General features: G+C 60.7%; 20 protein-coding genes. 10 read left to right on the top strand and 10 right to left on the bottom strand.

Annotation, left to right across the window (positions count from 1 at the left end; all coding sequences use genetic code 11):
- Nucleotides 1–30 precede the first annotated feature (30 nt).
- Nucleotides 31–828 (top strand): DUF1350 family protein, encoded by a 798-nt coding sequence (locus KBY66_RS11555; protein WP_255089683.1) that lies wholly within the window; start codon nucleotides 31–33, stop codon nucleotides 826–828.
- A gap of 59 nt (nucleotides 829–887) precedes the next feature.
- Nucleotides 888–1,205 (top strand): DUF805 domain-containing protein, encoded by a 318-nt coding sequence (locus tag KBY66_RS11550; protein ID WP_255089669.1) that lies wholly within the window; start codon nucleotides 888–890, stop codon nucleotides 1,203–1,205.
- 45 nt (nucleotides 1,206–1,250) lie between these two features.
- Here KBY66_RS11550 and acs read toward each other — a convergent pair whose 3' ends face one another.
- The gene (acs, locus tag KBY66_RS11545; protein WP_255089668.1) at nucleotides 1,251–3,215 is read right to left on the bottom strand and encodes an acetate--CoA ligase; all 1,965 of its coding nucleotides are present in this window, start codon (nucleotides 3,213–3,215) and stop codon (nucleotides 1,251–1,253) included.
- A gap of 373 nt (nucleotides 3,216–3,588) precedes the next feature.
- On the opposite strand from acs, the gene KBY66_RS11540 reads away from it, so the two are divergent.
- The gene (locus KBY66_RS11540) at nucleotides 3,589–3,849 is read left to right on the top strand and encodes a hypothetical protein (RefSeq protein WP_255089666.1); all 261 of its coding nucleotides are present in this window, start codon (nucleotides 3,589–3,591) and stop codon (nucleotides 3,847–3,849) included.
- Nucleotides 3,850–3,867: 18 nt separating this feature from the next.
- Here the strand turns inward: KBY66_RS11540 and KBY66_RS11535 are convergent, their stop codons facing one another.
- From KBY66_RS11535 to KBY66_RS11500, 8 genes are all read right to left on the bottom strand, one after another.
- Nucleotides 3,868–4,332, bottom strand: coding sequence for an ATP-binding protein (locus KBY66_RS11535; RefSeq protein ID WP_255089665.1), 465 nt, complete (start codon nucleotides 4,330–4,332; stop codon nucleotides 3,868–3,870).
- 2 nt (nucleotides 4,333–4,334) lie between these two features.
- The gene (locus KBY66_RS11530) at nucleotides 4,335–5,207 is read right to left on the bottom strand and encodes a sugar transferase (RefSeq protein ID WP_255089663.1); all 873 of its coding nucleotides are present in this window, start codon (nucleotides 5,205–5,207) and stop codon (nucleotides 4,335–4,337) included.
- A gap of 143 nt (nucleotides 5,208–5,350) precedes the next feature.
- Nucleotides 5,351–5,875, bottom strand: coding sequence for a glycosyltransferase (locus tag KBY66_RS11525; RefSeq protein ID WP_255089662.1), 525 nt, complete (start codon nucleotides 5,873–5,875; stop codon nucleotides 5,351–5,353).
- Entirely contained in the window at nucleotides 5,872–6,357 is a 486-nt protein-coding gene (locus KBY66_RS11520) for a UDP-N-acetylglucosamine transferase subunit ALG14 (protein ID WP_255089660.1), read from the bottom strand. Before KBY66_RS11520 ends, KBY66_RS11525 begins: the two co-directional genes overlap by 4 nt.
- 4 nt (nucleotides 6,358–6,361) lie before the next feature.
- Nucleotides 6,362–7,477: a glycosyltransferase family 2 protein gene (locus KBY66_RS11515; protein ID WP_255089659.1), complete on the bottom strand. Its 1,116-nt coding sequence runs from the start codon at nucleotides 7,475–7,477 to the stop codon at nucleotides 6,362–6,364.
- A gap of 34 nt (nucleotides 7,478–7,511) precedes the next feature.
- Nucleotides 7,512–8,489: a glycosyltransferase family 2 protein gene (locus KBY66_RS11510; RefSeq protein ID WP_255089658.1), complete on the bottom strand. Its 978-nt coding sequence runs from the start codon at nucleotides 8,487–8,489 to the stop codon at nucleotides 7,512–7,514.
- Nucleotides 8,490–8,492: 3 nt separating this feature from the next.
- Complete coding sequence (locus KBY66_RS11505; RefSeq protein WP_255089657.1) at nucleotides 8,493–9,764, bottom strand: lipopolysaccharide biosynthesis protein; 1,272 nt, start codon at nucleotides 9,762–9,764, stop codon at nucleotides 8,493–8,495.
- On the bottom strand, nucleotides 9,764–10,750 hold the full coding sequence (locus KBY66_RS11500; RefSeq protein ID WP_255089656.1) for a glycosyltransferase family 4 protein: 987 nt from the start codon (nucleotides 10,748–10,750) through the stop codon (nucleotides 9,764–9,766). The genes KBY66_RS11505 and KBY66_RS11500 overlap by 1 nt, the downstream gene beginning before the upstream one ends.
- A gap of 343 nt (nucleotides 10,751–11,093) precedes the next feature.
- Between KBY66_RS11500 and KBY66_RS11495 the strand changes: the two genes are divergently transcribed.
- The 6 genes from KBY66_RS11495 to KBY66_RS11470 all read left to right on the top strand — a co-directional run bounded on the left by KBY66_RS11495 (nucleotide 11,094) and on the right by KBY66_RS11470 (nucleotide 19,194).
- Nucleotides 11,094–12,161: a polysaccharide biosynthesis/export family protein gene (locus KBY66_RS11495; protein ID WP_255089653.1), complete on the top strand. Its 1,068-nt coding sequence runs from the start codon at nucleotides 11,094–11,096 to the stop codon at nucleotides 12,159–12,161.
- 104 nt (nucleotides 12,162–12,265) lie between these two features.
- Nucleotides 12,266–13,591 (top strand): hypothetical protein, encoded by a 1,326-nt coding sequence (locus KBY66_RS11490; protein WP_255089652.1) that lies wholly within the window; start codon nucleotides 12,266–12,268, stop codon nucleotides 13,589–13,591.
- On the top strand, nucleotides 13,588–14,946 hold the full coding sequence (locus KBY66_RS11485) for an O-antigen ligase domain-containing protein (protein ID WP_255089650.1): 1,359 nt from the start codon (nucleotides 13,588–13,590) through the stop codon (nucleotides 14,944–14,946). Before KBY66_RS11490 ends, KBY66_RS11485 begins: the two co-directional genes overlap by 4 nt.
- A 155-nt stretch (nucleotides 14,947–15,101) precedes the next feature.
- On the top strand, nucleotides 15,102–15,365 hold the full coding sequence (locus KBY66_RS11480) for a heme NO-binding domain-containing protein (protein WP_255089648.1): 264 nt from the start codon (nucleotides 15,102–15,104) through the stop codon (nucleotides 15,363–15,365).
- A complete protein-coding gene (locus tag KBY66_RS11475) occupies nucleotides 15,343–17,982 on the top strand; it encodes an ATP-binding protein (protein WP_255089647.1) in 2,640 nt (879 codons plus the stop codon). Before KBY66_RS11480 ends, KBY66_RS11475 begins: the two co-directional genes overlap by 23 nt.
- 39 nt (nucleotides 17,983–18,021) lie before the next feature.
- Complete coding sequence (locus KBY66_RS11470) at nucleotides 18,022–19,194, top strand: PP2C family protein-serine/threonine phosphatase (RefSeq protein ID WP_255089646.1); 1,173 nt, start codon at nucleotides 18,022–18,024, stop codon at nucleotides 19,192–19,194.
- Nucleotides 19,195–19,218: 24 nt separating this feature from the next.
- Here KBY66_RS11470 and KBY66_RS11465 read toward each other — a convergent pair whose 3' ends face one another.
- Nucleotides 19,219–19,551 (bottom strand): STAS domain-containing protein, encoded by a 333-nt coding sequence (locus tag KBY66_RS11465; RefSeq protein WP_255089645.1) that lies wholly within the window; start codon nucleotides 19,549–19,551, stop codon nucleotides 19,219–19,221.
- Between the two features lie 329 nt (nucleotides 19,552–19,880).
- On the opposite strand from KBY66_RS11465, the gene KBY66_RS11460 reads away from it, so the two are divergent.
- Nucleotides 19,881–20,228, top strand: coding sequence for a PAS domain S-box protein (locus tag KBY66_RS11460; protein WP_255089644.1), 348 nt, complete (start codon nucleotides 19,881–19,883; stop codon nucleotides 20,226–20,228).
- Nucleotides 20,229–20,231: the final 3 nt, after the last annotated feature.

Below are 20,231 nucleotides of genomic sequence, written 5' to 3'. Positions count from 1 at the left end.
GGCCATCGTTTCCCCGATGGCCCCTTCGCCATGAACCGCTGGCAGCAGCAGGGCAGCCTCTGGTGCCTGTCCCCCCCCTCCATGCCGTCCGCAGGGTCGAGGACCAGGCCTGCAGGGGATCCGATCGGGGTGGTCGAGTTCATCGGCGGCACCGTGCTGGCCGCCACCCCCCAGCTCAGCTACCGCCGCCTGCTGGAGGCCCTGGCGGCCCGCGGGCTGGCGATCCGCGCCTGGAGCTATGTGCCCGGCTTCGATCACCAGAGCCAGGCCACCGAGGCCTGGCGTCGCTTTCGGGCCGCTCGGGAGGCCTCCTCCGGCCAGGGGGGATCGCAGCCGGTGCTGCGGCTCGGCCACAGCCTGGGCTGCAAACTCCATCTGCTCGCCCCCGATGGCGGCCGGGGCTGCAGTGGTCTGGTGGCGATGAGCTTCAACAACTTCTCCGCCGACCGCTCCATTCCCCTGCTGGCCGACCTGGCCCCCCGGCTGGGCCTGCGCACCGAGTTCAGCCCGTCGCCGGAGGAAACCCTGCGGCTGGTGGGACTGCACTACCGCCAGCCCCGCAACCTGTTGATCCGCTTCGGCACCGACGCGCTCGATCAAAGCCGGCGGCTGATCGGGGTGCTGCAACAACGGCCGGATGACGCTTCGATCCTGCAGGAGCGACCCGGCGACCATCTCACCCCCGCCAGCGCCGGCCTGCGCCAGAACCTGCTGGGGGCCTGGGCCGATGACCCGGCTCGGCAGCGGCAGATCGATCGTCTGGCCGATCAAGTGGTGGATTGGTGGGGTGGGGTGCCGGAATACAACGGTTCCTTCGATCCCGGTTGACACCTCCGCAAATGGAGCCGATCTTTTGATCGGACTGATCGCGTCGCGGAACCCTTTCAATGCTCGCTGCCTACATCTCCGGCTGGCAACGTGCCTTTGATTACGGCGGGCGCTCCAACCGGGGCGCCTACTGGTGGTTTTTTCTCGCGAACCTGATCGTGGCCTTCTTGCTGGCCCTGCTTGCCTTGGCGGTGCGCCAACTGGGCACACTCTCCAATCTCTATGCAATCGCGGCGATTGTGCCGGGGTTGCCTCTTGTCATCCGGCGTCTGCGGGACGCCGGCAAAGCCTGGCCATGGATCTTCATCGGCCTGGTGCCAGTCATCGGTGCGATCTGGTTGATCGTGCTGCTGGTGCTCCCCTCTGTCCCCGGCTGAGCGGCACCAGCGACATCCCAAAGATGGAACCTGAGCCCAGCCGGTTCACACCCGCAGGGCGTCGAGCACGGAGCGGTCTTCCAGGGTGCTGGTGTCACCGCTCACCTCCTCGCCGGCCGCCAGGGCCCGCAGGATGCGGCGCATGATCTTGCCGCTGCGGGTTTTCGGCAGGGCGTCGGTGAAGCGGATCTCATCGGGACGGGCGATCGGGCCGATCTCGCTGCCCACATGCTTCTTCAGTGCGGCGATGAGGGCCTCGTCGCCGTTGCTGCCGGCATTGAGGGTGACGAAGGCAACAATCCCTTCGCCCTTGAGCTCATCGGGCCGGCCCACCACCGCCGCTTCGGAGACGGCCGGATGGCTCACCAGGGCCGATTCGACCTCCATGGTGCCGAGCCGGTGGCCCGAGACGTTGATCACATCGTCGACCCGGCCCATCACCCAGAAATAGCCGTCGGCGTCGCGGCGGGCGCCATCCCCGGCGAAGTAAAGCCAGCTGCCATCAGCGGGGCGAATCTCTTCCCAATAACTCTTGCGGAAGCGCTCAGGGTCGCCGTGCACGGTGCGCAGCATCCCCGGCCAGGGGCGGCGGATGGCGAGGTAGCCCCCCTGGTCGGCGCCCTTGGAGTTGCCGTCATGGTCGACCACGTCGGCGGCAATGCCGGGCAGCGGCAGGGTGCAGGAGCCAGGCTTGGTGGGGGTGGCGCCGGGCAGGGGGCTGATCATCACGCCGCCGGTTTCCGTCTGCCACCAGGTGTCCACCACCGGGCAGCGTCCGCCGCCGATCACCTCCCGGTACCACATCCAGGCCTCGGGATTGATCGGTTCCCCCACGGTGCCGAGGATGCGCACCGAGCCCATGTCGTACTGGTCGGGCACGGCGCGACCGTTTTTCATGAAGGCCCGGATCGCCGTGGGCGCCGTGTAGAAGATCGACACCTTGTGCTTCTCGATCACCTCCCAGAAGGCACCGGGTTTGCTCGGGCGCGGCGCCCCCTCGTACATCACCGTGGTGGCGCCGGCCGATAACGGCCCGTAGACGATGTAGCTGTGGCCGGTGATCCAGCCCACATCGGCGGTGCACCAGTGGATGTCGTCCTCGCGAATGTCGAAGATCCACTGGAAGGTGAGCTGGGCCCAGAGGTTGTAGCCGGCGGTGGTGTGCACCACCCCCTTGGGCTTGCCGGTGGAGCCGGAGGTGTAGAGCACGAACAGCCGGTCTTCGCTGGCCATCGGCTCGGCCGAGCACTCGGAGCTCTGGGCCTCCACCAGCTCGTGCCACCAGTGGTCGCGGCCCGCCGTCATCGCGGTGGGTTCGCCAGTGCGCTTCACCACCAGCACCAGCTCAACGCTGGGGCAGCCCTCGGCCAGGGCCTGATCCACGGCGGGCTTGAGGGCCACGGTCTTGCCCTTGCGGAAGCCGCCATCAGCGGTGATCACCGCCTTGACGGCGCCATCGATGAGGCGATCGCGCAGGGCCTCGGCCGAGAAGCCGCCGAACACCACCGAATGGGGCGCGCCGATGCGGGCACACGCCAACATGGCGATCGCCGCTTCGGGCACCATCGGCATGTAAAGGCCCACCAGGTCTCCCTTGCCGATGCCGAGCGCCTTGAGGGCATTGGCCGCTTTGCACACCTCGGCGTGCAGCTCTCGGTAGGTGAAGGTGCGCACATCACCGGGCTCACCCTCCCAGATCAGGGCCGTCTTTTCGGCGCGGGGGCCGCTCAGGTGGCGGTCCAGGCAGTTGTGGGCCACGTTGGTGGTGCCCCCCTCGAACCAGCGGGCGAAGGGGGGATCGCTCCAATCGAGCACCGTGTGGAACGGCTCGAACCAGTCCAGTTGTTCGCGGGCCTGCTTGCCCCAGAAGGCGTCCGGGTCTGCTTCGGCTTCGGCCACCAGGGCGCGGTAGGCCTCCAGGCTGCTGATGCGGGCGGTGGCGGCCAGGGCGGCAGGGGGCTCGAAGACCCGCGCTTCCTGCAGCACCGATTCGATCGTGGCCTCGCTCATCGCGGTGAAGAAAGGGTTGCCTCATTGTGAACGGAGACGATGCGGGCATCCGCGGATCGTGGTCTTTGTGCAGGAAGCATCTGAAGGCAGGGATCCGCTAGGAATGACACCTTCCCTAGGCCGAGGCTTGTCAAGGACCTGCCTGATCGCCGCACTTGTGTTCGCGGCTGGCGCCGTGCAGAACCATCCCCTTCCAGACGCTCCGCGTCCGACGCTTCCCATCGGGGCTCCCCTGGAACGCGCTCGCGGGACTCTGTTCACCACCCACCGGGACCGGCTTGTTGCGGGATGCTCCTGGAGTTTCTGGTACCTCCGGCACAGCAAGAAGGTTTGGTTCAGGCTCGCCGAACCCAGCGTCTCCGGTCTTCGTCCAGTGTTCACCTACGAGGGGCGGCCGATCCTGCACTCGAGTGAGGTCGCTGCCTCCCAGGGCCGAAGCCACTACTCCGGCCGCTCACCTGTGGTGTGGGGAGATTTCCCCGGTATGGGCCGGGGCCAGGGACCACGCGGTACCCAGGTGTATCTGGAACTGTGGACCCGCTGGACCTGGCTGCATCCGCAGGCCTGCGGCCATCCCGAGCGCTTCGGTATCGACTTCTTCCGCTCCGGTCAGACCTCGTCAGGACCGGGCTGATCTCCACTCCCGGGTGGCTCAGGTGAGCGCCCGCTTCAGCATCAGCTCATTGCCGCCCCCAGGGAGGGGGTCGTAGCGGATCACCCAGCCGAAATCCCGGCGGAGCCTGCTCAGCATGATCAGTCCCCAATGGGCTTCACGTTCGGGCAGTTCCGGCCGGCCATCCCCAAGCGGAGGATCTTCAGCGCCGGTCCAGGCGGCGCTGATGTCGAAGGGAGCGCCGCGATCCCGGATGTGGAGCTTCAAGTGCGCCGGCGTGATCTCCAGTGCCACCTCCACCGGCGGTGGGCAGGCGAGGTGAGCGTGGGCATGGCGTACGGCATTGGAGAATCCCTCCACCAGGGCCGTCTGGGCCTGGATCCATAGCATCGGGTCCATGTCGTGGGGCCTGCTGTGCTCAAACCAGTCGAGCAGGGCCCGAGTCTCCTCCAGGCGGCTGGGGAAACTGGCCTGCCCGCCACTCTCCGGGTGGGGGAGGGCCATTGTCAGGCGGCACCCGAGCGCCTGCTGAACATCACAGCGAGGGTCTTGAGAATGAGCCTGAGGTCGTAGTCGAAGCTCCAATTCTCTTGATAGCGCAGGTCAAGCCGGATCACATCCTCGAAGTCGATCACCCTGGAGCGTCCGTTCACCTGCCACTCGCCAGTGAGTCCGGGCCGAACATCCAGCCGTTGCCAGTTGGGAACGGCGTAGCGATCCACCTCATCCGGCGTGGGAGGCCGTGTGCCCACCAGGCTCATGTCGCCGATCAGCACATTCCAGAACTGGGGGAGTTCGTCAAGGCTGGTGCGGCGCAGGAACCTCCCCACCCGGGTGATGCGTGGGTCGTTGGCGTTCTTGAAGAAGGCCCCGGAGGCCTCATTCCGAACCGTCGTGCGCAGCGCTTCGCTGTTCACCACCATCGAGCGCAGTTTCCAGAGCCTGAAGCGCCGCCCCATCCATCCCAGCCGCACCTGGCAGAAAAAGATCGGCCCGGGACTGTCCAGCCGGATCGCCAGGGCGAGGAACGGAAACAGCACCAGGGTGATCGCTAGCCCCACCAGGGCCCCCATGATGTCCAGAAGGCGTTTGGGCAGCGATCGCACCGAGGGGTGAGTGATGGCGGGCCGCTCCTTGGTGTTCACCGCCTGGGCCGGATTCAGCCCCTCGCTGCCGGCCACCACCGGCAGCGCCTGGTCCAGTCCGATCAGCGAGAGGGCCAGTTTCACCTGGGCGCCGGCGCTCCAGGCCTCCATCGGAATCTTTCGGTCGCGAGCCAGCTTCAGGTTGGGGATCAAGGAGCCCAGGCCGCTGCTGTCGATCAGCTCGGTGCGGCTGAAATCCAGCACGATGCGCCGCGTGTCGGGGTGGCTGGGCAAAAGCTATTCCAGACACTGGCGGAAGGCCACGGCCTCCCCCACAGTGAAACGCCTCGGGAAGCCAAGCAGCAGGACACCCCTATGGACAGTCACCGTGACCCCACCGGGTTGGACGGGGATGCTGCCTGTGGTACTAGGGGCGCTCATCGGGTCATGGGAGGGAGGAACGCCGAGTCGGGAGCTGGGGATACGGCTGGAAAGAGTCGCTCCAGGCGGCTGCAGACGGCCTGGGCGGCCGTCACCGACAGCTCCCCGATCGACACCTTGGTGGGCGCCGCCAGGAAGCGCACCAGATCGGCCGGCCCCCAGGCGATCGGCACACCGATCGACGCGAGGGCCAGGGCGAGTTCGACCTGATGGTCGTCCACGTGCTCCTGGTAGCGCTGGCTGCGGGGCACCAGCAGGAACGGGGTCTCCATGCCGTCGAGCAGCAGCACCGTGCCCTCACCGCAGTGGGCAATCACCAGACGGGCCCTGCGTACCAAGTCCTGGAAGTCATGTTCTTTGAGCAGGCGATAGACCTTCGCCCCCCCCGGTAGATCGGTGCAGGTGCCGTACTGCACAACCACCTCCTCGTCCCCGATCAGATCGTCCTCGAGCAGCTGATCCACCCATCGCATCAGGCGGTTGAAGGGAAACTTCTCTGTGCCAACGGTGACGAGGATCATTGGGTAGACCCCTCGAGCTCGGCAGGACGCAGGTCAGCTGTCGCGCTGATCAGTTCCGCCCGTGGATAACGGGCCTGCAGCTGCGGCCAGTGCACGTAGAGAACATCGAGGAAGGGCAGGGCCAGACGGGCCGAGAGGCTGAGGGTTTCGATGCGGGTGATCGATTCGACGAACACGGTGCGGCAACCCAGGAGCTTGCCAAGGATCAAAAAGGGAACCGCCACACCAGCGCCGGTGGAGAGGATTACGTCCGGCCTGGGACGCCTCAGCACCTGCCAGGAAAGGAGGGCGTTGCGGATCAGGTTGGGCAGATTGCGGTTGGTGGGGCTGAAGGCCCAAGTGACCGACTCCCCCTCCAGACCAGCTCGGGTGGTGGAGGTGTCGAAGGTCACCCAGGTGCGCTGGTGCAGGCTCCAGAAGTGTTGCAGCTGGAAAAGACCCTTGAAATGTCCACCTGAGGAGCAGACGAGCAGAAGCCGCATCGCATCAGCCCTCACGGGATCCAGAACCGGGGCAGGGAACCGTATCCTGCCGGTGCGCATGGAGCCCAAGGGTCAGACGCTGCATCAGCCCTGTGATCCGCATCATGGTGTTCTCCAGAAGCCTATAGACCGCCTGCGGCAGCAGCATGCCTAGATAGGCCGCCGCTAATGTGATGAGGGTGCGCCCCGGCTCTTCCCGCAGCAGCCTCGGGTAGCGGAGCAGTGCCTCGTGGACGAGTTTCGCCCCCTGGCGCGGTTGACGTTCGCGGATGCTGCGACGGGCCAGATAACGCAGCTGGTAGGCCCGGGCCCGGTCACCATGGCGGCTGATCAGTTCGGGCGCATAGCCGGCCGTCTTGTCGAGAACCCGCTGCCAACTGGCGAATTGCTTCTCGATGTTGGCCGAGAGACCCCCGCTGCTCACCCGATAGAGGGTGAGCGCCTCCGGGATGCCCTCGATCCGCCACTTCGTCTGCAGGGCGATGCGCAACCAGCATTCGATGTCTTCCGACTGGCGGAAGCTGTCGTCGAACCAGTAGCTCTCGGTGCTGCCGTAGAGGTTCGCCTCGAAGCGGATCCCGTCGAGCACTTCGCGGCGCATCACCACGCACGACCCGTTGCTGATCGGATTACGGCAGAGAATCAGCTCCGGGGTGATGGCGTGCAGCGGTGGGGTTTGGTAGATGCCCAGCGGCCGGCCGTCGGCATCGATGAAGGCGGATCGGGAATAGCTCACCCCCACCCCTGGCGCGGAGCGGAGATGCTCCACATGCCGCTCGATCTTCTGCGGCAGCCAGAGATCGTCGCTGTCGAGAAAGGCCAGGATGACACCCCGGGCCTGGCGGATCCCGGTGTTGCGTGCCCCGGCCAGCCCCCGGTTGCGCTGCTGGACGATCCGGATTCGGGAATCGTCGTAACTGCGGCAGATGGCAGCCCCCTCATCGGTGGAGCCGTCGTCCACCACCAGGATCTCAAGGTGGCGGTAGGTCTGGGCCAGCACCGACTCCAGGCTGGCCCTCACCGTGGTGGCAGAGTTGTACAGCGGCATCACGACCGCTACCAGGGGCGACCCGGCGGCAGAGCCGCTTGGTGCGGCGGAAGAGTGGTCGGCCCGGGTCATGAAGTTCGGCTCAGAAGTTCTGCTCAAGCGGTCTTCATGGGTTCGCATCCGGGTGCTGCCTCGGGAGGCGGCGTGCCGACGGATAGCAGTTCCTGCAGTTGTGCTCCAGCAGTCTGGCGAAGACCGCAAGAGCCGTCAGTCCTGTTCGGCGGGGCTCCCGGATCAGGAGACGCCAGTCCGATCGAAGGGCCCGCAGCAGAAAGTCGGCCCCGGCGGCTGGATCGTCTTGCAGACGAAGGGAGCGTCTTGCCAGGTAGCGAAGGTGAACGGCCTGGGCTGTTGCGAAGTTGCTCTCGACCAGCCCAGGGGCATAGCAGCGAGCTTTGGAGATCAGCCGAAGCCAGCCCTGCTCCATCCTCTGAAGGCTGGAAGAAAGTCCACCCGACGATGTGCGGTAGTAGGTGAGGACCCGATCAATCGGCGCGATCCGCCAGGCGCCGTAACAGGCGACCCGAAGCAGCCATTCCAGGTCTTCCGAATAACTCATCGCTTCATCGAAGCCCCCCACGGTTTCGAAGACCTCCCGCCGCAGGACCCAGTTCGACGTCGTCGTCGTCGGGTTTTCACAGATGAAGTCCACGGGCCTTAGAGCATGTTGCGGATGGGAAGCGACCAAACCGGTGGGCTTCCCATCAGGGGAAAGGAATCCCACCTTGGCAAAGCTCACCCCCAACTCGGCCTGGCGGGCATGACACTCCACATGGAAACGGAGCTTGTCAGGATGCCAGAGGTCATCGGCATCGAGGAAGGCGATGAGGGGAGAATGGGTCTCTGCCACACCGCGATTACGGGCAGCCGATACTCCCCGGTTCGGCACCGAAAGCAGGCGCAGTCGCGAATCTCTCGCCTGGAGTTCGCGAACCAGGGTCGCTGTGCCATCGGTGGAACCGTCGTCGATGATCAGGGCCTCCCAGTCGGTGCAGGTCTGGGCCTGAACGGAGGCGATGGTCTGGGCCAGGGAAGCGAAGGCATTGAAGGCGGGGATGACGACCGATACGGACGGAACAGACATGGTTCAACTGGCCCAGGAAGCAGGGTGAAGCAGAACGACCCGCCATGCCCAGAGGGCGTAAAGGGGTTGAAGCAGCAGATGGGTGGCCATCACGGCCACGGCAACACCGAAGATGCCGTAGTGAGTTCCGACGAAAACCGAGACCGCCAGGCAAAGGGTGAACCCCAGATTCCAGATGAGATCCACCTGGGGCAGGCCGATGGAGCGGAACAACATGGAAGCCGCATTGGCAAAAGGCCTGGAGAGCGCCGATAGGCAAATGACGATCAGGATGGGCACAGCTCCCCGATCGACCCACTTCTGCCCAAAGACGATAGGGACGTACAGCGGCGCAAGCGACGCTTGAAGTGTCACCAGTGGAATGATCACTTTGGCGATCGTGCTGAGATTCCGCTGAAAGCGCTGTTGGAGCAACAACCGGTCGTGGCTGACGTCACAGAGATCTGAATAAAGCGTCAATCCCATCGCATTCACGGCACTTAAGCTCATGCCAAGGCCGGCATTGAAAGCGAAGTAATAGATGCCCAGCTGGCTAACACCGATAAAGCGACCGATCAGCAGATAATCAATGTTCTCACGCAAAGTATTTAGAAGTTCGACGCCAAGAATACGAGATCCGAATCCTAGTATTCGGCGCCAGTGCAATAGCGTGGGTCGCCAGTTCGGCCGCCAGGGATGAAAGCGGTAGACCATGATGACCCAAATCGGAGCAACAAGAAATTTAGGTAGGATAATGGACCACATTCCAAAACCATTGAGGGCAAAGATTGCGATCAGGATATTGTCCGTCATGACGGAAGCCAATTGGGTCATGCCGAAAACATTCATGCGATTCTCCCTGAGAATCAGCGATGTCTGCACGGATCCAAGTGGATAGATCAGATAGGTCAATCCGATCAAGATGATCGGCCGAATCAGTTCGGACTGTCCATAGAAACTGGCAGCGGCGAAAGAGCCAAGGGTTTGGATGAAAAAAAGCAGGATTCCAAGCAGCCAGTTCAAGGTGAAGGCGGTGTTGCACATCTCCTCAACTTCAGAGGCTGGAGCCTGAACGAGTTTCTCGCCAATGCCGTTCCTGGTGAACACCCGGATGAACTCATGCGTCATCATGACCAGGGCGGCGATCCCGTAATCATTGGGACTCAGCAATCTGGCCAATATGACAGTGGCAAGAAGTCTCGAAATCCGAATGCCGAATTCTGAGAGCCCCATCCAGCCGATGTTCCTCAGGAAGCGGTCTTCCGATCGAAAACGCCTCAGGATGTTGAGACGCATCAAGCCAGCTCCCGCAGAAGACTGTCCCAGGAGCGGCAGAATTGATCCCAGCTGTTGAGACTCGACGCGCGAGCCCTGTCGGCCAGGCGGGAGCGATCATCGGCCGAAAGGGCGATGAGTTGCTGAATGGCCGCCGCCAGTTCTGTGGCCGAAGCGGGCGGCACCGCAAAGCCACATCCTTCGATCTGTTCGCTCAAGCCACCGACGGTGCTGACGATCACCGGGAGACCAGCGGCCCGCACTTCGAGACAGACATTCCCCCACGGTTCCCAGAGGGAAGGAATGGCCATGGCATCACAGTCATGGAGGAAGGCAGGCACGTTGGTGATCGGTCCAAGGAAGGTGATGGCTGGATGGCCCGCGGCCAGGCTGCGGAGTTCGGAATCCAACACCCCATCACCCCCCAGTAATAACTGCACGGAGCCGAGCGGCAGCAGCTGGACCGCCTTGATCAGGGTATCGAAACCCTTCTGTTTCACGAAACGACCGAAGGCCCCGAGACGGAGGGGGGTGTGGGGAGAGCGGCCGATGGGCAGCGCCAGAAACTCGTCCAGGGTACGGCTGAAGGGAATGACACGCAGCCTGGAAGCCCGCAGCAGCTTCGAATCCATCATCCAGCGGGCCTGACCGTATGAAACGGAAACGACACGATCGAAAAGTGAATACCCGAGCCGTAGCATCATTCGGAATCTCAGCCGATTGGGAACCTGGTACGTCTCAAATCCCTGGCAATAGTGATGTTCGACAAGGACACTCGGAATGCCGTTCAGTCTTAACTGATCAGGCAGCCCTCTCCAGGAGCAGGCCGGGTGCCAGATGACCACATCGGGACGCCAGCTGCGAAGGGTTTCCACCGCAAATTCGAGCGGCACCTGCCGGAAGGAAACCCACTGCAACTGGGGCGACTCGGCCAGGCTGAAGAGGGTGGCAGGAATGCCCCCACCCCAGGTTGTCCCGCCAGGTGGAAGCAGATGAAGGGCCTTCATGGGCGGAAGAACAGTGCTCGGCTGAGCATCAACGATGGCCCCCAGGCTGGCAGATCATGGTTGAGCGAGATCAGAAAGGAAGAAGATCTTCCACCCGTTCATGCGTCCATGAGAATAACCTATCGAGGATAGGCCTGTCAGCTTGTGCATGTTGCTGCACTGAACTGAGCATTACTGGAGACTCATCCTCTGGGAAGACTCCCAGGGCTGTGGAATCCCCATGGAGAGCCCTGCAGCGGAGGAGCTGGATCCCTGGTTCTCTCTGACGAAGATGTGAATCACGGATCCTTGCCGGAGTGAGGGGCTACGCTAAATTAGGTTTCACGTTAGACAACCCTGGAAAATGGCAGATCCCGGCAGGAATCTAATGGGAATCATTGGTGGCCTCAGCCTGGCATTGCTTCAGGTCGTTGTCTGCACGCCCTCTGCCAAGGCCTTGCCTTTATCACCGGGAGACCGGATACGGGTCACCATCCTGGACGGCGAAGAATTCAACGGCACATATGATGTAAATATAGATGGAAAGATCGATATTCCCTATCTTCCATCAGTTGAGGTGGTTGGCAAGGAGCCTGATGTCTTGCGCGCTGAACTGCGAAGCATGCTGATCAATGGCGGCTTTTTCCAGCCATCATTTTTGCAACTGAGCGTCAACGTCGTCAGCTGGGCACCGATCAATGTCTTTGTCGCCGGAGATGTCTTTTTCCCAGGACGAGTCTTGATTAATGAAAAGTCAGCAGATCGACCCGACGAAGCTCCAGTCACCGTATCGGGTCAATATCCACCTAATCGTTTTTTATCGGTCGCTCTCAAGTCGTCCGGAGGAGTAATGCCTACAGCTGATGTTTCCACTATTAAGCTGATCAGGGGTGGCAAGGAAAGTTTTCACGACTTCACAGGAATCTTCACTGGACAGCCATTGCAGGATGTCGCCTTGATCGCCGGCGATCAGGTCATCGTACAGGCTACTGAAAAGGTCAACCCCCTGATTGTTCGTCCCTCCCCTATCACCTTGGCGGGAGTCAAGGTATTCCTTTCCAACCTAACTGTTCCTGCCACGGGCAATGCCCCGTCAGGGATCAGTCGTGATGCCACGTCATTCACGTACGGAAACCGATTTTCACAGGCCGTGGTTGCCGCCAACTGTGCCGGAGGAACGCGCTTCACCAATGCGGGCCGAAAGGCGATTCTTGTACGCACTGATGAAAGCACAGGCAAGACAAACTATCTGGAGAGAAAGGTCGATGACCTGCTGATGAACTCCAACAATGATCGTGTCAATCCTTACCTGATGCCCAACGATGCAGTCGCCTGCTACGACTCCATTATTACAACTTTTCGAGATGTGATCAAGTCGATTTCCGACGTGCTGACACCAGCCGCGTTGATCCTTAACGTGTGGAATCCGTGACTAATCCACAACTTCTCTACTCAAAGCTGCGGAAGCAATACGCCAGCCTACCCGATCAGCTTCGGCTCCTCTCTAAGAAGAGATCGAATCGCTATTTCCTTCTAATGTTATTTGCCAATGGATTCATCTGGACTTCTGCGATTCTTTATCTTTTTGTCACCAAGCCAATCTACACCAGCAAGTGGGCATTGATCCTGCCAAGCACGAGCTCGGCCACGAATCTTAATTTACCAGAAATCGGCCAAGCCACCTCCTCCTCTGGTGCAGGAATAAGCGGATCTACCTATGACACCCGAGCGAATTATGAATATATCTTTATGAGCGATCAGGTGATCAGCGAAGCATCCAGGCTCAGCAATGTGGATCCCGCCAAGTTTGGTAAACCGAAAATCAAACTGATCGATAATACAACAATGATGCAGTTTGAAATTACGGGTCGATCGCCCGAAGAAGCTCAGCAGAAGTCGATTGCCCTCTACCGTTCAGCACAGAAGAGACTGAACGAACTGCGCGAAAAGGAAATGAGGGAACGGGAGATTCCAGCGGAGTCGATCCTCATGTCTGTTCAGAACAAGCTGCAGGAAGCTCAGCAGAAAGTCACGAATTTTAAATTCAGCTCAGGTTTGAGTTCATCTGATCAGGTGAGGGATCTCTCTGGGAACATTGAGCAACTGCGACGACAACGTGCGGAAGTATTGGCTAATGAACAGTCGGCAGCTAGGCGCCTTGCCCAGTTGAGCTTAAGCCTCGGGCTCTCGTCTTCCCAAGCCGCTGATGCCTTTCAGCTTCAGGTTGACCAGGTTTTTCAGCAGCATCTCAAAGACTACAGCGAAGCGACCAGTTCGCTTCGACTGCTTACAGGCAAGTTTGGACCACGGAATCCAAGGGTGATAAGGGAAAGTAACAAGCAGAACTCTGCCCTAAAAAACTTGCTGCAAAGAAGCAAGCAGATTCTTGGCAAAGATCTGCCCCTACTTGCTATCAGCAAGCTGGCACTTTCAACGGTGGCCAGCAACTCTGGCCGCGATTCATTGCTGCAGAATCTCGTCAACGTCCAGGCTGACCAGCGCGCCCTTGACGGCCAGGCCATTGCTCTCGAAACACAGATCAAGAGCCTGGAAAAGCGTCTCAGGGGCATTGCCAAACCGCTGTCCACACTGGAAGCGCTGTTGCGGAATGAACAGATCGCCCAGGCGGTCTTCGCCTCAACGCTGGCCAAGCTTGATCTGGGCCAGGGTGATCTGTTTTCGGCTTATCCACTGATTCAGATGGCCGTAGAACCTACGTTGCCCACCAAACCAAGTGCACCGAAAACCAGCTTTGTTCTCGCAGGCGCTGTGGCCGGCTCCATATTCTCGAGCCTCGGTCTCTGGATTCTGTGGATTCGCAAGCCCTGGATTAAGAAGATCTCGGCCCGGATCTCTCCATGAGCGATTCCCTGCAGTCGGCCCATGCGCCGAACGAAAAACGACCGTCTGACAAGATCTGTCCTGAAAACATTCCAGAACATATCGTCTGGTTGGCCATCACCTGGACATACCCCCTCTGGTTGATCGGTGGGCTTTACATTGTTGGCTCCATCCTGGGATGGGTACTTCTTGCGCTTCTGCTGGTTAAAATCCTCGCTCAGGATGCCTCCACCCCCAAAACAGACAGAATCAGCATCTCCTGGGTCATCTGGTTCTGGATCATCGGCATGGTGACCATGGAAGTTGCCCTGTTGGCGGGGCACCTTGACTACAATCTCGGCGTTGACATGATCGTTAAATCCAGCATCGGCTGGGCTAAAGGCTGGGCTGCTCTGGCACTGTATCCCCTGGCTGGAAACCTTCGAATCAGGCCAGAAATCATCATCCGGGCCGTCTGCATCATTGGCTTCCAGACCCTCCTGATTACGCCATTATTGTTGATCACGCCTTATCTGCACCTGCCTGAAATTCTTTACGTATCACCCCTGAAGGCCATCGGTGGACCAGGACCGGAGTTCTTCGATGTGAGGCTTTTTGAAATCGATCCAACCACTGATCAGTTGAGATGGCGGCTGTTTACGCCCTGGGCACCGGCCCTGGGATTTGTTGGAAATATCTACTTCATGCTTTCACTTCAGGAGAAGGACAAGAAATGGAAAGTCTTTGGGTTGGCAGGCGCTATCTTGTTGTGCCTTATATGTAAATCGCGACTTGCTCAGTTGTCTCTGTTTCTGATCCCACTCATTACCATGTTGCTAACCAGCCTTGGCCGTCCCATGGTGTTGATCGGTCTTGGCGTGATCAGTTATCTAAGCGGTCTTTTTGCACCTAGCGTGATCGCATTTCTCGACAACTTCTGGGAGTCCTTCAAATCGGCTCGCGCTGATTCCACCCGGGTACGAATGGCCTTGAAACGCATTGCCATTTATCGCTGGGAAACAGAGGCACCGATGTGGGGTCACGGAGTCGTCGAAAGGGGGAGCCATGTCGTGGAATGGATGCCGATCGGTTCCCATCACACCTGGGCAGGTCTTTTATTTGTTAAGGGGATTGTTGGTTTTCTTGCCTTGGCGGTGCCGATGCTGGCCACAGTAGTTACTCTGATGTGGCGTGCCTCGAATCCCAGATACCGACTTGGCTCCGTGGGCTTCAGCATGATCGTGATCCTATTCCTTTATACATTTGGTGAGAACCTGGAGATTCTTGTCTATCTTTATTGGCCTGGAATGATTATCTTAGGGTTGGCCTTGCAGGAGAAACAGTCTCCGAGGCTGGATGTCATGGTGGAGCCTGGACTCCTGCCACAGCCCCCCTGAGGCCGCATGCACCACTCTGAGTGTGCTTGACACGAGATCCAGGGGGCGAAGCTGGCGGTGAAAGCTGCGGATCAGTCGAAGGATCAGGGACCCTCAGACTCCGGCTGGGGCGATGGGCTGGTGGGATTAGATTCCTGGCAAAGCAGCTTTCGATGATGTACGGACTTGTCGACCGGGCAATCCATCAGATGGTGACCAACCATCACGGCGAAGATACGTGGCAGCGCAACAGGGAGAGAGCTGACCTCCAGGATCTTGACTTCTTCTCCGCATACCAGGCCTATTCCGATGACGTGACCCATCGACTGGTGGCGGCTGCTTCCGACGAACTCGACCTGTCGGGCGATCAGATCATGCATGCCTTCGGCGAATACTGGATCACCCACGCGGCTGTGAATGCAGCCAGGAGTCCAGGATGACTGGGGGGTGGCGCTGATGGCTCCTTCGGTTCAATTGCCTGCTGAGCACTTCGACCGGCTGTTTCCCTTTCATCTCGTTCTCGATGATGGTCTCAGGATCCAGGCTGCCGGCTCGGCCCTTCGCCGCATTCTCCCTGCTGGTGCCTCCCTGCTGGGAGAACCGCTGGACCAGCATTTTCTGCTGCGGCGACCTGAAGTCCCACTTAGCTTTGAAAGCCTGCAGCGATCCATCAACCAGCTGCTGATCCTGGAAGCTCGCTCGCTTCCTCTGCAATTGAAGGGCCAGATCTGCTCGCTGGTGAAACAGGAACTGCTGCTTTTTGTCGGAACACCCTGGGTGGTTCATCTGGAGGATTTGGATTCCCTAGGCCTGAAGATCAACGACTTCCCATTGCAGGACGCCCACGTTGACTATCTCTTTCTGCTTCAGGCCAGGAATGTCGCTCTCGAAGAAAGCCAGATGCTCAACGAGATCCTGATTTTGCAGCGATCTGAGCTGCGTGAATCCACCCAACGGCTGTCTGCCTTGAACGAGGAGCTCGTGGCCGCCAGGCAAGCGGCTGAAGCGGCCAACGCCGCCAAGGACGCCTTCCTGGCCACGATGAGTCATGAGATCAGAACGCCGATGAACGCGATCATCGGCATGGCTGGTCTCCTCCAGGAAGCACAGTTGGATCCGGTCGAGCGGGAGTATGTCGACATCATCAACAGCAGTACGGACTCACTTCTGGCCATCATCAATGACATCCTCGATTTCTCGAAGATCGAATCCGGTGCCATGCATCTGGATGAGCAACGCTTCGACCTCAGGATCTGCATCGAGGAGGCTCTCGATCTGATGGTTTCCCGCGTGATGGCCAAGGATGTGGAATTGATCCTGGAAATCGATGCCGGTCTTCCTACCGCCGTGATTGGCGATCTCACCCGTCTGCGCCAGATCCTCTGGAATCTGCTGAGCAATGCCGTCAAGTTCACGCCCGCCGGCCAGATCGTCGTCTCGGTTTCTGCGAAACCCCTGGGCACTGAATCCGGCCAACCCACTCCCTGCCGCTTTACGTTCCAGGTCTGTGACAGTGGCATCGGCATCCCCCATGAGTTGATTCCCCATCTCTTCGAGCCATTCCATCAGGCCGATCCATCCACGGCTCGGCGCTACGGGGGTACGGGCCTCGGTCTGGCGATCACTCGCCGGCTGTGTGAATTGATGGGGGGCACGATCGAGGTGGTCAGCACGGAAGGTGATGGCAGTGCCTTCACCTTCACCCTGCTGCTGCATCTCGATCCCGCGGCCTCCACGCACTCCCTCACATCAGATCTCCTGCCGCCCGCCCCGGTCGGCGCCACGACTCTGCTGCTGATCCCCAGTCCCGCGCTCCGCAGCAGCCTGGAGCGGCAACTGCGGCAGCTGGGACTCAACGTGAAGGCCCTGGACCCCGCTCAGGAGGGCTGGCTGTTCATGCTCCCCGACCCCGCTGCGGGCAGCCATGTTGTGGTCGTCATCGACGGCCAGCTGCTCGGCAGCTCCCGTGCGCCTGAGCATTCGCCACTTGCGCAGGACCCCGTTCTGAGCCGATTTCCCTGGATCGTTCTTGCTGACAGGAGCCAGGGGTCGGTGCTGGGTCCGCTGCCCGACACGCTTCCGGTGGTGATCAGCAAGCCCGTGAGGTTTGATCAGCTCCGATCGGCCCTGGTTCAGCAGCTGCAGCGCACATCGGATCGATTGGAGTTGAACGGCCCCTCTTCGACGACTCAGGCACCTCATCCCACCGGTATGCCCGCCTCCACTGCCGGCTCCACCGCCACGCACCGCCTCGCCGGCCGTCTTCCGCTCCGCATTCTTGTGGTCGACGACATACCGGTGAACCGCAAGCTGGCCCTCCAGCTGCTCCATCGCCTCGGCTACCGGGCCGACGTTGCCGCTTCCAGTGCAGACGCGGTTCGCGCTGTGCAGGAGAGCCACTACGACGTGATCTTCATGGACGTTCAGATGCCCGACCTTGACGGCTACGAGACCACGCGGGCCATCCGCAGGCTGTCCGCTCCGGTGGTTCAACCCTGGATCATCGCCATGACCGCTCATGTGCGTCCAGAGGACCGGCAGGCCTGTCAGCGTGCCGGCATGGACGACTTTCTCGGCAAGCCGATCGTGCCGGCGGAGCTGACCCACGCCCTGGAGCACTACCAACCCCGCGAGAATCTCAGGCATGTTGACGGTGTGGAGATGGCTACCCTTTCCGGTGCGGAATCCTGTGGGGACGAAGTGGATCCGATCGATGTCGCGGCCTGGGGGGAGTTGCAACAGGTGCTCGGTGACGAGGCCGATGCCATGCTCAGGGAGCTGATTGATCTCTATCTCGATGACGCGATGCGCCTGGTCTCAACGGTCGTGATGGCCCACCAATACCACGATTCGCAAGGGATGATCACGGCCTCCCATTCGCTGCGTTCTCCCAGTGCGAGCCTCGGTGCGCTTCGGCTGGCCTCGCTGTGCGGTCAGGTCGAGGAGGCCCTTCGCTCCGATCCGGGTCAGTGGCCGCAGGACACGGTCGATCACCTGCTTGTTGAGGCCGGAAGGGTGAGTCAGGCCCTGCGTCACCGCCGCCCCGTTGAGCGCTGATTCGCAGCTGCTTTCGCGATTCGCTCCTCCCTCACTCCCATGGACGTTGGTTCCGCCCAGATCACGATCCTGCTGGTGGATGACGACCGCATCCATTCCCGCATACTCGAGGCCCGACTTAAGTCGCAGGGCTATCACATCCTGGTGGTCGATTCGGGTGAGAGCGCTCTGCAGCAGGCACGCCTCAGCCCACCCACGGTGATCCTCTGCGACTGGCTGATGGAGGGCATGGATGGTCTGGAGGTCTGCCGGGCGGTCAAGGCTGATCCGGTCCTGGAGGCGGCCCATTTCATCCTGCTGACTTCACGCTCCCGGGTGGAGGATCGCGTGACCGGGCTGGATTGTGGCGCCGATGATTTCCTCAGCAAGCCGGTCGATCCCGAGGAGTTGCTGGCACGCGTTCGGTCTGGCATTCGCCTCCACCAGGCCAACGAACGCCTCAAGGACCTGGCCGATGAGCTGCAGCGCCAGAAGGCACGCCTGGATCAGGAGCTGGCCGAGGCGGCCAGCTATGTGCGCTCGTTGCTCCCGAAGGCGATCAGTGGTGCTGTGACTGTGGATTCCTGTTTCGTTCCTTCCCATGAGCTGGGCGGCGATTCGTTCGACTACTTCTGGCTCGACGAGGATCACTTCGTGGTTTACCTCGCTGATGCCTCCGGTCATGGACTGGCGGCGGCCTTCCCTTCGATCTCGGTGCACAACCAGCTGCGTTCCCGCTCGCTGCCCGTCGATCTCCGTGAGCCGGCTGCTGTGCTCAAGGCCCTCAACGCCGGCTTTCAGATGGAGCAGCACCAAGGCCGCTACCTGACCCTGTGGTACGGGGTGTATCAACCCTCAACCAGGACACTGCGCTTCGCCAGCGCGGGCCATCCCCCTGCCATGCTCTGGTCCAGAGGCGGCGCGTTCCCCGCTCGCTGGCTTCAAGGACAGGGAATGGGCATTGGTTTGTTCGAAGAGGCGACTTACATCACCGAGAGCCTTCCGGTGGGGGAGGGGGCCTGCTTGCTGGTCTACAGCGATGGGCTCTACGAAGTGCCCCTTCCCGGCGGAACGATGTGGTCGCTGCCCGAATTCATGGATGTGGTGGAGGAGTGCCGAGGCCTTCTGGGGGCCACAGATGGACTGGATCACTTACTGGGTCGGATTCAAGTCATCACGGCAGATGCACCCTTCACGGATGACTACTCGGTGATCCTGGCCCTCCTGTCCTGACCCGTTTCACAGCCCGGGCGGGATTCAGGAATCGGACTGGCGTTGTGACACAAAGGTGAAGCAATCGTGGCTGTTCGCAAAGATAGAGAATACCCGGTCAGTTCCGGTGAGCTCGAGAACGACGCGCAGCTGGCTGTTGAGGCTGCATAGGAACAACTGCTTGCCATGCTCTCTCACCCGTTTGAGCGCGGAGACCAAGGCGCCGAATCCACTGCTGTCCATAAACTCAACATCCTGGCAATCGATCAGGATGTCCCTTGGCTTCTCGGCGAGCACAGACCCGATTCTGTCCCGTAGGTCCCTGCCATTCTGAGCATCGATGAAACCAGTAGGCCTGAGGATGTAGAGATCATTCATTAGTGCGCCTCGTACGTTATTGATCGTACCATTGGTTGAGTGCGAGCTTGTGGCATCTGGCAATCCATACTGATCGGCCCGCACGCAAGGGCGATCAGGGATGGTTCCGCTTTCTTGATACGATCCACTCCTTGGGCCATGCACTGCGGCACCGAGGGCATCGACCCGCTGAGCCGTGCAAGGACCCAACGGCCGCTGCAGGCATGAACCGACACTGAGGCGAGGGTCCCGGGAGCGCGATCGTGGGTTAGGTCCTTGTGCCATGGCCAGCGGGTGGAACCACCCAGCTACAATCGATTAATCTGTTGGCGACATCAGGGATGAAGTCCATGGTCACAATTGAAGAGTTGCGTCAGCAAGCTCTGCCCTTCGTCGCTGCAGATCAGGAAGGGATGATCGAAGAGATCAACGACTTGTTCCAGTCTGTCTATGGATGGACTCTGGAAGACCTGAGGGGCCAGTCGCTTTCCATGATTCTCCCCGCCTCCTTTCAGGATGCTCACCACCTGGGATTCTCTCGCTTTCAGATCATTGGAGAATCCCAGATCCTCAACCATCCCCTGGAGTTGATGACGGTCTGCAAGGATCATCGGGAGATCAACTCAGAACATTTCATCGTGGCTGAACGCCGGGGAGCGAGCTGGGCCTTCGCGGCGACGCTGCGCCCGCTTCCGTGAGCT

This window comes from Synechococcus sp. Tobar12-5m-g (assembly GCF_024345415.1).
Lineage (GTDB): Bacteria > Cyanobacteriota > Cyanobacteriia > PCC-6307 > Cyanobiaceae > Regnicoccus.
The sequence above is the reverse complement of the archived record's forward strand: the minus strand, read 5'-3'. Positions and strand labels throughout refer to the sequence as shown.